The sequence below is a fragment of the Gloeobacter kilaueensis JS1 genome, assembly GCF_000484535.1.
Taxonomy (GTDB): domain Bacteria; phylum Cyanobacteriota; class Cyanobacteriia; order Gloeobacterales; family Gloeobacteraceae; genus Gloeobacter; species Gloeobacter kilaueensis.
This window is the reverse complement of record NC_022600.1, coordinates 2697579-2711593: the sequence shown is the minus strand read 5'-3', so window position 1 is coordinate 2711593 and position 14015 is coordinate 2697579. Positions and strand designations below refer to the sequence as shown.

The window sequence follows — 14015 nt, the reverse complement described above, 5'->3', positions numbered from 1 at the left end:
GACCGGCTGTTGTGAAGGGTCGCTTAAGTCAGGCACTCCTGCCAGAGGGTTTTGAGCGCTTCGCGGTCGAAGTCCTTGCCGATGAAGACGGCCTGATTTTTATGGCTGCCTTCCCAGGGTTCGCGGTCGATGCGGATGCGGCTGCCGACGAGGTGAAAGATAATCTTCTCGGGCGACTCGGCGAGCCAGAGGATGCCCTTGCCCCGGAAGACGCCTTCCGGCAGATTTTTGAGAAACTGCTCGAATTTTTTGGCAACCAGGGGCCGCTCTGCCTGTACAGAAATGGAGATAAAGCCTTCTGCCTCGATGTGGTTGTGGTGCGCGTGGTCGTGGTCGTGGTCGTGGTGGTCGTGATGGTCGTGGTGCGCATGATCGTGATGATCGTGGCCGCAGTCGGGGCCGTGGACGTGCTCGGGCTCTGCATCGAACTGCTCGTCGAGCCTGAAAGCGCCCACATCGAGGATGAGGCGCAGATCGACGTTGCCGTACGCGGTGCGCAGGATGGGACCATCTTCTTTGAGTTCGCGGATCTGGCTTTCGAGGCGTTCGAGCACCTCCGGCTGCACGCAGTCGGTCTTGTTCAGCAAGACGATGTCGGAGTAAGCGATCTGATTGGCGGCGGTCTCGGAGTTGAACAGGGTCGGAGCAAAATTCTCGGCATCGACGACGCTGATGATCCCGTCGAGGCGGGTGAAGTTGCGCAACTCCGGGCTTAAAAACGTCGTCGCCACCGGCAGCGGGTCCGCGAGGCCGGTTGTCTCGACGATGAGATAGTCAACCTTCTGATCGCGTTCGAGAATGCGCAGCGTCGCCTGCACCAGGTCGTCGCGCACGGTGCAGCAGATGCAGCCGTTGTCCAGCTCTACCATGTCCTCGTCGGTGGAGACGATCAGTTCGCCGTCGATGCCGATGTCGCCAAATTCGTTGACGATCACCGCTGTCTTGAGGCCCTGGTTGTTGCGCAGAATGTGGTTGACCAGCGTCGTCTTGCCACTGCCGAGAAAGCCCGTGATCACCGTGACCGGCAGGCCGCGTTCCTTTGTCTGCATGAATAGCTTCCTTAAACGAATACCGTTCGCTTCGCTCTCCTTCCAGTATGCACCGCAGCGCGATCCAGCCTCCGGCAGCCACTACGCTAAGGACAGCTGCCTCCGTACTGTCGTGCCGCTCAAGCTCTGCCTGTATAGCTCCGCCCACGCCTTCGGCCACACCACCCGCCTGCTGGCGGTTGCCGCTCAGATTCGTTCGCGCGAGCCGCAGGCGCGGCTGGTGCTGAACTCCCACGTTCCAGACTGGCTCATCGACGTGCATCTGGGAAGCGCTATCGAGCGGCGCAGCGTCCGCCTCGATGTCGGGCTGGTCCAATCCGACAGCTTTACGACCGATACTGCCGCCACGATCGAGCGCTACCACCTGCTCGAACAGTGCGCTGATCGCCTGGTGGCCTCGGAGCGCGACTGGCTGGCTCACGAGAAGTTCGACGCAGTGCTCGCCGACATTCCGCCGCTGGCTGGAAGGCTCGCCGACACTTTCCGGCCTGTGTGGGGGATGAGCAACTTCGGCTGGGATTTTATCTACCGAAATCTGGAAGAAGCCTTCAGGCCGCTGGCGGAGCGATCAGCAGCGCTCTACCGCCACTACTCGGGGCTCTTTGAACTGCCCTTCGCCGAGCCGATGACCGCCTTCGACCCGATCGTACCGGTGCCGCTGGTGGTGAACGAGGCGCGCTTCGATCGAGATGCAGTGCGCAGGGCTCTGGGTTTGTCAGCCCGGCAACCGATGGCGCTGATGACCTTTGGTGGGCTGGGGCTGGGGGGGTTTCCGGCTGCACGGGTAGTGGAGCATCCCGACTGGCAGTTCGTCGTCACCGCCACCGCGCCGGAGAACCTGCCCAACGTGACGACGGTCGAACCTGGAGCCTGGCGGCTCATCGAACTATTGACAGCCGCCGATCTGGCCCTCATCAAGCCGGGTTACAGCACCGTCGCCGAATGCTGCGCCCTCGGCCTGCCGGTTGTCTCGCTGGATCGGCCCGGTTTTGCCGAAGCGGAGTTGCTGATTGCCGCCCTGTGCCGTCACCTCGATTGCCGCATCCTGAGCAACACCGACTTTTTCGAGCAGCCCTGGGACTTTCTAGACGGTTCCCTGGGCCGCAGGCCGCCCTTAGCCGCACCGGGAGCCGGAATTATCGCCGAGGCCATACTGTCCGGGGTGCGTTAGAGCGATTGTGTGTCAGAGGCCGATCCAGGAGGTACCATTGCCCTTAAGATGCTGAACTCGCCCAGCGGGCGAGACGCTGGATTGCAGGTTGCCTCCCGGAGTGGTTGATGGGTTTTCGTAGTCTTCTGGCTGCCCAGTGGCGCTGTTTGAGCCTCTCCTGGCTCGCGATCCTGCTGCACGTCGCTGTCTACGCTCTGCTGTGCGTGGTGCTGAGCCTGACTTTGAATGGGGCGAGCGTCTGGCAGTACCTCGACCGGATGATCCTGGTCATCGCCGTCAGCTCAGCGATGATCCAGATGGGCAGCTTCGTGGCCCGGTTGCTCTGGCTGGGGGTCGCTATCGGTGAGGCCGGCTGGCTGGTCTCGCGCTGTACGGCCCTGGCGCTGCCCTCCGTTCCGGTGGGCCTCATCCAGTTGCTCTATGCCGGGTTGCTGTTGGTGCTGTTCGTGCTGCTCTCGCGGGCGGGCGGCAACGGGGGCCTGCCTACCTTCTGCGCTCCCCAGCCGCTCACCCCCTCCCGCTCGCCGGTGCGGATACGCTAGATCCAGTCGTTCCATCCCCGGAGCATGAGTCAGGATCTTGCCGCCGTCGCTGCAGAACTCGCTATCGGCCAGTACAAGTGGCATCTTCTTTTGTGCGCCGATCAGAGCAAACCCCTCTGCTGCGAGAAGGCTGTCGGTCTGGAAGCCTGGAATTATCTTAAAAGCCGCCTCAAAGAACTGGGGCTGGACCGGGGCGGGGTGGCGATCTTCCGCACCAAGGCCAACTGCCTGCGCGTCTGCCAGGACGGTCCGATTCTGCTGGTCTATCCCGGCGGTTACTGGTACCGCAACGCTACGGCTGAGGTGCTGGAGCGGGTATTGCAGGAGCACCTGCTGGGCGGCAAACCGGTGGCAGAATTTTTGTTTGCCACCAACCCCCTCATCGAACAGGGTTCCGCGTCCAACTAGAGTTGACCGAGCCAAATAAGCACAAGGTTCTGGCCTGGAGGGCGGCTATGGCTGAACATGCAGTGGTGATCGCCGGAGGAGGTCCGACAGGGCTGATGCTGGCGGGCGAACTGGCGCTGGCGGGCGTCGATGTCGCCATTGTCGAGCGGCGCACCGATCAGGATCTCGTCGGCGCACGCGCAGGCGGCCTGCACACCCGCACCATCGAGGTTTTCGATCAACGCGGGATCGCGGATCGGTTCCTCTCCCAGGGAACGGTCTATCCGGTCGTGCGGTTCGCCGGACATTCTCTGGACATCAGCGACTTTCCCACCCGGCATAACTATCTGCTCGGGCTCGGGCAAAAACACATCGAGCGCATCCTGGCGGGCTGGGTGGGCGAGCTGGCGGTACCAATCTATCGGGGACGGGAAGTGACAGGTTTCGGGCAGGACGCCGCCGTTGTCGAGGTTGAACTGTCCTGTGGCCGGTCGTTGCGGGCGGATTATCTCGTCGGGTGCGACGGAGGACGCAGCCTGATCCGCAAGGCAGCCGGCATCGAGTTTTTGGGATGGGACCCGACGACGAGCTGGCTCATCGCCGAGGTCGAGGTGGTCGAGGAGCCGGCCTGGGGTTTTCGCCACGACGCCCGTGGTACCCATGCAATCGGCAGGGCGGAGGACGGAGACCGGGTGCGGATCGTGCTGGAGGAGCAGATAGGAGCTGTGACCGAGCCCACCTTGATCGATCTTCGCGAGGCGCTCATCGCCATATACGGAACCGATTACGGAATCCACAGCCCCACCTGGATCTCCAGGTTCACCGACAGAACCCGGCAGGCTGCAGCCTACCGCGACAGACGGATTCTGCTGGCGGGCGACGCTGCCCACGTCCACCCTCCGCTGGGTGGACAGGGCCTCAACATCGGCGTGCAGGATGCGGTGAATCTGGGATGGAAGCTCGCCCAGGTAGTAAAGCGGACAGCACCGGCGAGCCTCCTCGATACCTATCACGCCGAGCGCCACCCGGTCGCTGCTCGGTTGCTGCGCAACACGATGGCGCAGATCGCGCTTCGCCGCCCAGACGACCGCACCAAAGCTCTGAGCGACTACGTTTGCGAGTTCCTCAGCATGGAGGAGCCCCGCAGACGGTTGGCTGCAGAGATGTCCGGCCTGGGCATTCATTACGACCTCGGCGCAGGGCATCCGCTGCTCGGACGCCGGATGCCGGATCTCGATCTGGTGAGTGCCGACGGCCCGCTGCGGGTCTTCACTCTGCTGCACGATGCCCGGCCAGTGTTTCTCAACCTCGGTGAGCCCGGCAGCCTCGACCTTGCTCCCTGGTCAGGTCGGGTTCGCTCAATCGACGCCAGGTACGCCGGTACGTGGGAGCTGCCGGTCGTCGAGGCGGTCACTGCTCCCGCCGCCGTGCTGATTCGACCCGACGGGTATGTGGCCTGGGTGGGAGACGCAACTGGCCTGGGCCTCGCTGACGCACTGGCCACCTGGTTCGGACCGCCCGCTGCGGCTTAGCACACCGGCTTGGAGGATCACCCTGCCGGGAGTGTCTTTGAGCGTTGTAATCCGGCGGGCTACGACGGCCTGTACACTCCAGAACTTTGCAAGAGACGCATAACAGAAGCTCCAGCGACCTACGAGATCGATAAACCCGATCTTGGAGGGGCGCAGGTCATGGATGAGGCCAAACTGCACGCATTTATGGGCCGGCTGGTTGCCGATATGGGCGGTGCAGCGATGATGGCAAACGTTATTCTCGGCGAAGAACTGGGATTGTACCGCGCTATGGCCGACGGCCTTGCGCTGACCCCTGAGCAACTTGCGGGTGCGACCGGCTGCAACGCCCGGTTGGTGCGGGAGTGGCTGAGCGCCAACGCGGCGGCGGGTTATCTGGAGCACGAGGAGGGACGTTTTCGTTTGCCGCCGGAGCAGGCACTGGCGCTCGCGATCGAGGATTCGCCGGTCTACGTGGCGGGCGGAGCGGTGGTGCTCGCGGCCCTGTATCTCGACAAGGACAAGATCGTCGCTGCGATGCGCGGCGACGGCGGCCTTGCCTGGGGAGAGCACCACCCCTGTATGTTCAAGGGCACCGAGCGCTTCTTCCGGCCCGGCTACCGCTCCCATCTGGTGGCCGAATGGCTGCCCAGCCTCGAAGGTGTGGTTCCCAAGCTGGAAGCTGGCGCTGTAGTGGCGGATATAGGCTGCGGACACGGGGCATCGACGGTGCTGATGGCGCAGTCCTACCCGGCAACCCACTTTTTTGGCTTCGACTACCACGGCCCTTCTATTGCCACAGCGAAGCAACGGGCCGCCGACGGTGGGGTGGCCGAGCGGGTATCCTTCGAGCAGGCGACAGCCAAGGACTACGCCGATCAAAGCTACGATCTGATCTGCTTTTTTGACTGTCTGCACGATCTGGGCGATCCTCTGGGGGCAGCTCAGCACGCGCACCGGACTTTGAAGCCGGATGGAACGGTTCTGCTGGTGGAACCTTTCGCGGGCGACCAGCTTGAGGAGAACACCAACCCGGTTGGTCGGATGTACTACGCGGTTTCAACGTTCGTCTGCACCCCCAACTCGCTATCTCAGGAAGTCGGCCTCGCCCTGGGTGCCCAGGCCGGAGAGGCCCGGCTGCGGGACATTTTTGCGCAGGCCGGTTTCAGCCATTTTCGTCGGGCAGCCTCCACGCCCTTCAACCTCGTCTTTGAGGCGCGCAAATAAAACGAGCGGGTCAGACTCTTCCGAAGCCCTTGCCCAGAGCTTCGGTAGCGCACGGCTTTAGCCTATCTGGCCCATTTGAATTCAGGCAGCGCCTTGAGGGCATCCTTGGTCGCTCCAGGCAGAACCACCTTCTCGCCCTTAGGTGCCACTTCTAATCGATCGGCAGCGATCGCGACCCGGTGAGCGCCGATACCCAAAAAACCGCCGACATCGAGAATGGCCACGGTCACCTTTTCTTTGGGGCTGACAAGAAAGTCCTCTACCTTGCCGACTTTATCGCCCTTGGTGTTGACGACGGTGGCACCGAGCAGCTTCGAGGCCCGGTAGCCTGTCGCCAGCAGCACTTCAGCGCTCGTCTGGACACCGATCAACTCTCCGCCCGCCACCGGTGCAGTGTTGCTTTGAGCCAGAACAGGGCCGCTCAGCATCAGCGCAGCAATCAAGCTTGCAGTTATTGGCGCTTTCATTCGATATTCCTCCGCTCTGGTACAAAGGTATACCCGAACTCTAAAAGTCGGATCGCCTTTTGCCGGGTCAGGAGCGGCAACAGGAACGAACCCCGCAGTGGAACTGGTGTTTGCTTTGCAATTTTTTTACAAGAAACCATGCTCTGCCAGGCGGGCGGCAAGAAAGCCGAGGGCAGTGGTGCGCGTGCGCTCACCGCTGCGGTGATCCTCCTGCCAGCCCTGGGTACGGTTGGGGGCGGCCCACAGTTCCAGGTGCGGCACAGCAGGATCGGCCCAGAAGTTGCTTCGGTTCATGCCGCCGAAGGGCCGGCAGGTTCGGTGGGTAAAGTCGTCGTGGCTCATCCGGTAGACAGGTAGCTGGTGAAACAGGGGCACCAGCCAGCCGTCGATCGCGATTACCGCCTCGATCTGGATACGTTTGCGGCGCGGCCAGTCCGCACCCAGGGCCGCCGCCACACCGACCACCCCGGCGCTGAAGGCAACGATCAAAACCGGACACCCGGCTTCGGCAATCAGTGAACGAATCGCCCCCGGTAAGTAGGGCGCTTTGCAGGCAGGCAGGCAACGGTACGGCACCGCCAGCGCTGCGCAAAATTGCTCTGTCGCCCAGCGCTTTAGAGCAGAACTCTGGTCTCCAGGAACGACGAGGAGCAGTTTTTCTGGCATCTGGCGGACCAATCCCTCCTCTGGGGATAGTAACCTGGAGGACGACTGACAGCGATTCAAGAGGGATTCATTGGACAATCACGAGCGGGTGGCTGTTTTGCTGGTCGGCTACGGTGAGGTCGAGCAGTACCGCGATTTTGCCTCCTACAACGAGCTGGCGCTCCGGCTGTTGGCGGCCAAGTTTCTCAAAATTCCCGAATTCGGTTTTCGCCTGCTCGCCAGAACCCTGGCGCGCAAGGACACAAAGGAGTGGGCTGGACGCGATAACTTTCGTTCGCCCCACAACGCCTTCTTTGAAGCCCAGCGCGCCGGAATCGAAGCGCAGTTGCACAGCCGCTTCGGTGAACGGGTGAGGGTCTTCAAGACGTTCAACTTCTGCGAGGGCGATCTGCCCGATCAGGTGCTTGCCCGCATCCGCGCCCAGGGTTTTCGGCGTCTACTCGTCTATCCGCTTCTGGTCGTCGATTCAATCTTTACGAGCGGCCTGGCGCTGCAACAAATAAACGAAGCCCTCGCCGCCGAGGAGCGCTGGGTGGATCACCTGCGCTATTTGCCCTCGTTTTATGACAAGGCGGATTACCACACTCGCCTCGCAGGCCACATCGAGAGCCATCTCGCCCGGCTCAGCGCCCGGCACCAGCCCTCGCGCATCGGCGTGGTGCTCATCAACCACGGCTGCCCGTGCGAAGCCAACGGTTTTACCACCGGTATCGAGGAGAGTCAGTTTCTCTACGAGCGGGTGCGCGAACGACTGATCTGCCGCTATCCGCTCGTGTCGATCGGCTGGCTCAACCACGAGACACCGGGCCGCTGGACGATCCCCGACGTGGCCCAGGCGGCGCGCAACCTGCTTGCGATCGGAGCCGGCACTCTGGTCTTCTGCCCGATCGGCTTTGTCACAGAGAATCACGAGACGATCCTCGATGTCGAGGCGATCATGCAGCGCTTCGAGCAAAAAGCTATCCCCTGCACGCGCCTGGACTGCCTCAACGACGACCCGGCTTTTTTAGAGGCCGCCGCCGGTTGGGTAGCGCCACTGGTCGAAGAACTGCTCACAGAGCGAAGCATCCCCGCCGTCGCGAGCCGGGGGTGAAGGGTCCAGTTAAGAAGCGACATAGTCAGACTGCCGCCCTGAGCAATCGGCCCAATGCACCTCATCATTGGTTCACTCCACGGTTGAATGTCAGTGATGATGGGATCCGCTCTGGCGTAGCGGCTCGACCGGCGGCAGACACAGCCGGCTTTCTTGGTGAGGCCGCCGCCCAGATTGGCCTCGCGGCCCTTTTGTATCTCTGCCCTTTAGGAAACACGGGGATCGAGTGACCCCAGAACCTTTTGGTGCGTAACAAAAGAATGGCCTTGAACCCTGAGAAAACCCAGTTTCAGATAAAACAGGTCGGCTTCTGGATTGTTCGTGCGCAAAGTCAGCGTATGGAAATGGCACACGGCATCCTTTTCTAAGGTTCTAAGAATTAGCGATGCAACACTTTTGCGCCGGAAGTTTGAATGCACATAAAGGTGTCGAATACGGCCTCTGGTCGGGTCATTCAAATAAGGATCGATATTGATCCCGCCGATACCGATCAATCGATCTTCTTCGCAAGCAGCTCTTAAACATTCGCCAGGTCGCGCAAAGCAGTTCGCTCCAGAGAACCATTCATCTTTGAGCCGTTGGAGAAACTGATAGCCATCGTTAAGGCTGTCAGTCAGCAAAGCTTCAAAACCTTCAGGAAGGCATTCTCGAACTTCGTAAAGGAACACCACCACAAGAGCCTCATCCACAAGCAGGTTTTCAGTCTTACTCCAGCCACTTGTAGTAAATTGTCGTGTCGCACAGCCTGGTGCCGTCAGCGCAGAGGGCGTAGCGCGGGATGATCCCGGATACCTGATAGCCCAGGGAGCGGTAGAGAAATTCGGCGGGACTACCGGACTCGGTATCGAGGGTGAGCAGGTGCCGTCCGTGCTTGCGGGCCAATACTTCCAGCGTCTCCATCAAGCGGCGGCCCAGGCCCAGCCGCCGGGCCTGACGATGGACGAGCAACTTGGCCACCTCGGCCCGGTGGGGCTGGTTGGGCGGTGTGTCCAGGCGCAACTGGACGGTGCCCACCAGTTGATCGTCCCGGCGGGCACCGAGAAGCAGGATCTGCTCCTGTCGGATCGGAGGAAGTAATTTTTGCCAGAAGGCGCGGGCGCTTGCGGGTGAGAGGGGGGCCACGAAGCTCACCGAGGAGCCCCCGGCCACGACATCGATCAAGATCGCAGCGAGGGCGTCCAGTTCGGCCTCGGCCTCGTCGGGCAATAGCGGGTGGACTTCCAGGTTCATCGCGTTCGCCCCTGCAAACTACTAGCGCAATTCGATGACCGGCTGATCGCTCATCAGCGTCCGCCGGGTCTCGAGGTCTTCGACGGTGATCCGCAGCTGGCGCTGGGCGTCGATGCGCAACTGCACCTTTACCCGGTCGCGCCCCGGAAAGCCGGGCGGCTCCAGTTGGGCAATCACCCGGCCCTCGTCGGAGTCGTTGAGGGGCCGGACCGCCTGCTCGGCAGTACTGGCGCGCAGGGTGAGCCGCCCGTTCTCAAAGAAAACTTCGGCGCTGTCGCTGCCGTCGCCCAATTCACCGATTACCAGTTCGATATTTGGCTGGTTGGAGACCGAAGCGCCCAGTACCAGCTCCAGCGGATTGCCGGTCGGATACGCCTGGCCTGCCTTAAATAGCGGGTGCCAGCCGTGGCGCGAGCGGCGGTGATCCCAGTAGCGCACGCCGTAGCCGTGGTAAAGAAAATCTTCGACCTGCAGGCCGCGCCCGACTCTCAGCGCCCCGTGGGCGACGGCCTCGAAGACCCGTTCGCTGCGCACCCGCTCAGCCCCCAGTTGCCGGATGGCCCACTGCTGGACCGCCGGGATGCGGCAGCTACCACCTACTAGAATTGCCGCGTCGATATTCGCTATATCGAGATCGCGGCGACGGGCCTGCTGCAGGAGTTGATCCAGGCTCTCGTCGAGCTGGCCAAAAAAACCGCGCGCGGTAAGTAGCGCCTCCAGTTGCTCGCGATCGAGGGTGATCCTGGCGGTGCGCAGGCTGTCCTCGTCGAAGTACACTTCCGTTGCCGTCTCGGCACTCGAAAGCCGGATTTTAAGCCTCTCGGCCACCCGCTGCAGCAAAGCGCCGCTGGGCAATTTCTGCTGGCGGGCGAGGCTATCGGCAAGCCAGGTGTCGATGTCCATCCCGCCCAGGTTGCGGCCTACCTTGGCAAGGACGCGGGCGGTCGGGGTGCGGGCCTTTTCTTTGCCGCTAAAGATCTTGCGGCCCCACTTGATGAGAAAGCCGTCGGCGGCCTCCTCGATCGCCGCCGGTTGCACCAGCGACAGATCCAGCGTCCCGCCCCCAAAGTCGATGACCAGGACCGTCTCCCCCTGCTCCAGGCCGTAACCGAGGGCGGCGGCGGTCGATTCGTCGATAAGCTGAATACGTGCCGCCGCAAGGTCGCTGGAGCTTTCGAGGAGCCACTGCCGATAGACCTCGAAGCTGTTGACCGGCACAGTGAAGACCACGTCCTCCACCGGCGCGTCCTGCTCGCTCAGCGCCTTTATCACCCGCTGTAAAAACCAGAGCCCAACTTTCTCGAAGCCAAGCGCCACACCGTCGATCTCGGGCATGAAGCCCTGCACGGTTGAACCGATGCCGCGCTTGAAGTTGCTGAAAAACCGGGGATCTGCCGGGTTATCGAGGCCACGGGCAAGCACCTCCTGGCCGACCAGCACCTGGCCACGGGCAGCATCTTCGACGTAGAGCAGGCTGGGGATGAGGTAGGGCGCTTCCAGCTGGCTCAAAGCGCGCACAGCCAGCGTCTCCGCCTCGCCCAGCGCCCGGTTCCAGCGAGCGACCACGGTGTTGCTCGTCCCAAAATCAAAACTGTACACGGTCCATCGATTCAAAGTGCTCTGCTGAATCGCATCGTGGCACCCCCCTGCCCGTTCCGGCAAGCGGCCCGCGATTGACGCCGGATTTTATCCGGATAAAATAGAAGAAGACCGACTTCAGCCCAGGACCATAACCATGAACGACACCGAGCAGACCCGCTACGTTGCGTTTGCCAACTCCGAGCGCTTTGCGGCGGGCACACTGCCGCAGATGGCCGTGGCGGTCAAGACGGCGGTCGATCAAGGTGTGCCCGCCTCGATCTTGCTCTTTGACGAAGAAACTGGCGAGCTGGTCGATCTCGACCTGCGCGGCAGCCTCGACGACGTGCGCGCCCGCTACGGACAAACAAAAGCGCAACTGCCCGTTTCCCGTGGTCCGGGGCGACCGAGGCTGGGGGTGATTGCGCGCGAGGTAACGCTTTTGCCGCGCCACTGGGAATGGCTCAACACTCAACCGGGCGGCGCATCGGTCGCACTGCGCAGGCTCGTCGATGAAGCGCGCCGCACTGGTGCGGGGCGCGATCGCTCCCGCCGCTCCCAGGAGGCAACCTACCGCTTCATCCTTGCCATCGCAGGCGATCAGCCCGGCTTCGAGGAAGCGACGCGCGCCCTCTTCGCAGGCGATCGGGGCCGCTTCGTTCAGTGCATCCAGTCCTGGCCTCCGGACGTCCGCAATCAGGCGGAGCGGCTGGCAGCGGACGCTTTCGGCGACGAAGGGTAGACTGGCCCGTGCCATCCTGAGAAAGGAGATTCCAGAGAGAATATGGCCGCTGCCTGCGCCTATCATCAGCCTGCCGAATGGCAGCCCCACGCCGCCTGCTGGCTTGCCTGGCCAAGCGACGCGAGCCTGTGGGAGCAAAAGTTGCCCAAGGCCCAGCAGGAGTTCGCCGCCCTCTGTCGGGCGATCGCCGATCCGGACCCGCGCACCGGTGAGCGACGGGGTGAGCAGCTTGAGATCCTCGTACCCGACGCCGAGCGGGAGCAGGAGGCCCGGCTCGCCCTCGAAGACCTGTCCGCCCGCTTTCACCGCATCCCCTTTGGTGATATCTGGCTTCGCGACACGGCTCCCATCTTTGTCGTAGATAGTCAGGACAGGCTTTCTACTGTCCGCTTCGCCTTCAATGGCTGGGGCAACAAGTACATCCTCCCAGGCGACAGCGAAGTATCCGAAGCGATTGCCAGCCGCGTCGGGCTCATGGGTCGGCGATTTGCCTGGATTCTTGAGGGCGGTTCGGTAGAAGTAGATGGCGAAGGCACCTGCCTCACCACCCGCGAGTGTCTGCTCAACCCCAATCGCAATCCGGGCCTGGATACCGCTGCGATCGAAAAGGGACTGCAGGAGGCGCTCGGCGTGCGCCGGGTGCTCTGGCTGGAGCGCGGACTCCTCAACGATCACACCGACGGTCACATCGACACGCTGGTGCGCTTCGTCGCTCCAGCAAAAGTCGTTTGCATGGAGGCGTGCGAGCCGGACGATCCGAACCGGGAGGTGCTCGAAGCGATTGCTGAAGAACTCAGTCGTTTTCGAGACGCCCAGGAGCGGCCCCTTGAAATCGCCCGCATTCCTTCTCCAGGACGCATTCTAGACGAAGATGGGACCGTGATGCCCGCGAGCTATGTCAACTTCTACATTGCCAACCGCACCGTCGTCGTGCCCACCTACGGCTCGCCCTACGACGAGGAAGCCGTCCAGAAAATTGGAACCCTTTTTCCTGGCCGCCGCACCGTTGGGCTCTCGGCGCGGGCGATCTTGAGTGGCGGCGGTGCCTTTCACTGCATTACCCAACAACAACCGGGGCTGTAGAGTGTAAAGTAGTGCCTCTTTGCCATGCTTAAGCGACTTTACTTCGAGAATTGGAAAAGTTTCCACAGCGGCGAGCTGCCGATCGATCCTTTAACGGTTCTGATTGGAACGAATGCCAGCGGCAAATCGAACGCACTCGATGCTCTAGAGTTTCTCAATAGAAGTGCCAGCAGCAAAGATCTGCAAGTTTGTCTTGCCGGAGAGCTTGACATGCCTTCACTTAGGGGAGGAGCTGAATGGGCATCATTGAAGCCAAAGGACCGCTTTACGCTCAAGTCTCTTATTGGTGGGGAGGACGAACGAACAGATTACCTGTATTCGATTACAGTTGAGACGATTCCTCACATACAATTGCTTGCAGAATCTCTCTCGCGGCTTAAGAAAAGGAGCCATTCAGCCCATTCATCAGAAATTCGTTTGTTCTGGACAGATGAACTCGCTCACGCGAGTCCAAGTGTCGTGGCAAGATTGTATAACGGCAAGGGAGGTTCTAAGAAAGAATTTAGACGATCCGCTTCCATTTTAAGTCAGTTATCTGGATTAACCTTGCAAAAGGATTTATCGCTTGGAATCGAAACAGTAGTCCAAACATTGCAAGAAATTTTTATCCTCGATCCTATCCCTGCTAGAATGCGCAATTACTCGTTATTGTCTGACAGACTGCAAAGTGACGCTTCAAACATTGCTGGAGTGCTTGCTGCACTACCAGAGGAAACAAGCAAAAGAGTAGAGCAAGAACTTTCCAGGTATATCTCTGAACTACCTGAGAAGGATATTGTGAAGGTTTGGGCTGAGAAGGTCGGTCGCTTTGAAACAGATGCGATGCTTTATTGCCGTGAATCCTGGGTGCCGGAGGAGCCACCGACTGAAATCGATGCAAGAGCAATGTCAGATGGAACATTGAGATTTCTGGCCATTTTAACAGCACTATTGACGCGGCCTGAGGGCAGTCAGATAGTTGTTGAAGAAGTTGATAATGGTTTGCATCCCTCGCGCTCAAATCTGCTGCTAAAGGTACTGAGAGAGCTGGGAGAGAGTAGAAAGATCGATGTTCTGGTTACGACGCATAACCCTGCACTCTTGGATGAACTGGGCACTGAGATGATTCCCTTCGTCGTCGTTTCTCACCGTGACCCAAACACAGGCGAGAGCAAGTTGACACTCTTGGAAGATGTACGGAACTTGCCAAAGCTGCTTGCTACAGGTCCAATTGGGAAGCTTAGCTCTAAAGGACTGATCGAGCGCAACCTGTCCGAGAAAGCATCTTGA

General features: G+C 60.9%; 15 protein-coding genes. 9 read left to right on the top strand and 6 right to left on the bottom strand.

Translation table 11 applies throughout. The annotated features are described in order from the left end of the window. Nucleotides 1–23: 23 nt before the first annotated feature. Nucleotides 24–1049, bottom strand: coding sequence for a CobW family GTP-binding protein (locus tag GKIL_RS12515; protein ID WP_023173998.1), 1026 nt, complete (start codon nucleotides 1047–1049; stop codon nucleotides 24–26). Between GKIL_RS12515 and GKIL_RS12510 the strand changes: the two genes are divergently transcribed. From GKIL_RS12510 to GKIL_RS12490, 5 genes are all read left to right on the top strand, one after another. After that, nucleotides 1048–2220 (top strand): hypothetical protein, encoded by a 1173-nt coding sequence (locus GKIL_RS12510; protein ID WP_187293811.1) that lies wholly within the window; start codon nucleotides 1048–1050, stop codon nucleotides 2218–2220. The two genes, GKIL_RS12515 and GKIL_RS12510, sit on opposite strands and share 2 nt — an antisense overlap. 107 nt (nucleotides 2221–2327) lie before the next feature. Further along, complete coding sequence (locus tag GKIL_RS12505) at nucleotides 2328–2762, top strand: hypothetical protein (protein WP_023173996.1); 435 nt, start codon at nucleotides 2328–2330, stop codon at nucleotides 2760–2762. A gap of 24 nt (nucleotides 2763–2786) precedes the next feature. Continuing rightward, a complete protein-coding gene (locus GKIL_RS12500; protein WP_023173995.1) occupies nucleotides 2787–3170 on the top strand; it encodes a (2Fe-2S) ferredoxin domain-containing protein in 384 nt (127 codons plus the stop codon). 47 nt (nucleotides 3171–3217) lie between these two features. Beyond that, complete coding sequence (locus GKIL_RS12495) at nucleotides 3218–4681, top strand: FAD-dependent monooxygenase (RefSeq protein WP_023173993.1); 1464 nt, start codon at nucleotides 3218–3220, stop codon at nucleotides 4679–4681. Nucleotides 4682–4840: 159 nt separating this feature from the next. Then, the gene (locus GKIL_RS12490) at nucleotides 4841–5887 is read left to right on the top strand and encodes a class I SAM-dependent methyltransferase (protein WP_023173992.1); all 1047 of its coding nucleotides are present in this window, start codon (nucleotides 4841–4843) and stop codon (nucleotides 5885–5887) included. A gap of 62 nt (nucleotides 5888–5949) precedes the next feature. Here GKIL_RS12490 and GKIL_RS12485 read toward each other — a convergent pair whose 3' ends face one another. Continuing rightward, the gene (locus GKIL_RS12485; protein WP_023173991.1) at nucleotides 5950–6354 is read right to left on the bottom strand and encodes a PRC-barrel domain-containing protein; all 405 of its coding nucleotides are present in this window, start codon (nucleotides 6352–6354) and stop codon (nucleotides 5950–5952) included. Between the two features lie 126 nt (nucleotides 6355–6480). Next, the gene (locus GKIL_RS12480; protein ID WP_023173990.1) at nucleotides 6481–7020 is read right to left on the bottom strand and encodes a hypothetical protein; all 540 of its coding nucleotides are present in this window, start codon (nucleotides 7018–7020) and stop codon (nucleotides 6481–6483) included. Between the two features lie 70 nt (nucleotides 7021–7090). Here GKIL_RS12480 and GKIL_RS12475 point away from each other — a divergent pair, with 70 nt between their 5' ends. Continuing rightward, the gene (locus tag GKIL_RS12475; RefSeq protein ID WP_023173988.1) at nucleotides 7091–8113 is read left to right on the top strand and encodes a ferrochelatase; all 1023 of its coding nucleotides are present in this window, start codon (nucleotides 7091–7093) and stop codon (nucleotides 8111–8113) included. Between the two features lie 206 nt (nucleotides 8114–8319). Here the strand turns inward: GKIL_RS12475 and GKIL_RS23625 are convergent, their stop codons facing one another. The 3 genes from GKIL_RS23625 to GKIL_RS12465 are packed head-to-tail and all read right to left on the bottom strand — an operon-like array spanning nucleotide 8320 to nucleotide 10957. Then, nucleotides 8320–8802, bottom strand: coding sequence for a GNAT family N-acetyltransferase (locus GKIL_RS23625; RefSeq protein ID WP_187293810.1), 483 nt, complete (start codon nucleotides 8800–8802; stop codon nucleotides 8320–8322). Between the two features lie 16 nt (nucleotides 8803–8818). After that, nucleotides 8819–9343: a GNAT family N-acetyltransferase gene (locus GKIL_RS12470; RefSeq protein WP_023173986.1), complete on the bottom strand. Its 525-nt coding sequence runs from the start codon at nucleotides 9341–9343 to the stop codon at nucleotides 8819–8821. Between the two features lie 21 nt (nucleotides 9344–9364). Continuing rightward, nucleotides 9365–10957, bottom strand: a complete 1593-nt coding sequence (locus tag GKIL_RS12465; protein WP_245595846.1) for an Hsp70 family protein — start codon at nucleotides 10955–10957, stop codon at nucleotides 9365–9367. Between the two features lie 121 nt (nucleotides 10958–11078). Here GKIL_RS12465 and GKIL_RS12460 point away from each other — a divergent pair, with 121 nt between their 5' ends. Genes GKIL_RS12460 through GKIL_RS12450 form a run of 3 tightly spaced genes read left to right on the top strand, consistent with a single transcriptional unit; the run spans nucleotide 11079 to nucleotide 14015 of the window. Beyond that, a complete protein-coding gene (locus GKIL_RS12460) occupies nucleotides 11079–11663 on the top strand; it encodes a DUF2239 family protein (protein ID WP_023173984.1) in 585 nt (194 codons plus the stop codon). A gap of 42 nt (nucleotides 11664–11705) precedes the next feature. Next, nucleotides 11706–12746, top strand: a complete 1041-nt coding sequence (locus GKIL_RS12455) for an agmatine deiminase family protein (RefSeq protein ID WP_023173983.1) — start codon at nucleotides 11706–11708, stop codon at nucleotides 12744–12746. 24 nt (nucleotides 12747–12770) lie between these two features. Then, complete coding sequence (locus GKIL_RS12450) at nucleotides 12771–14015, top strand: AAA family ATPase (protein WP_023173982.1); 1245 nt, start codon at nucleotides 12771–12773, stop codon at nucleotides 14013–14015.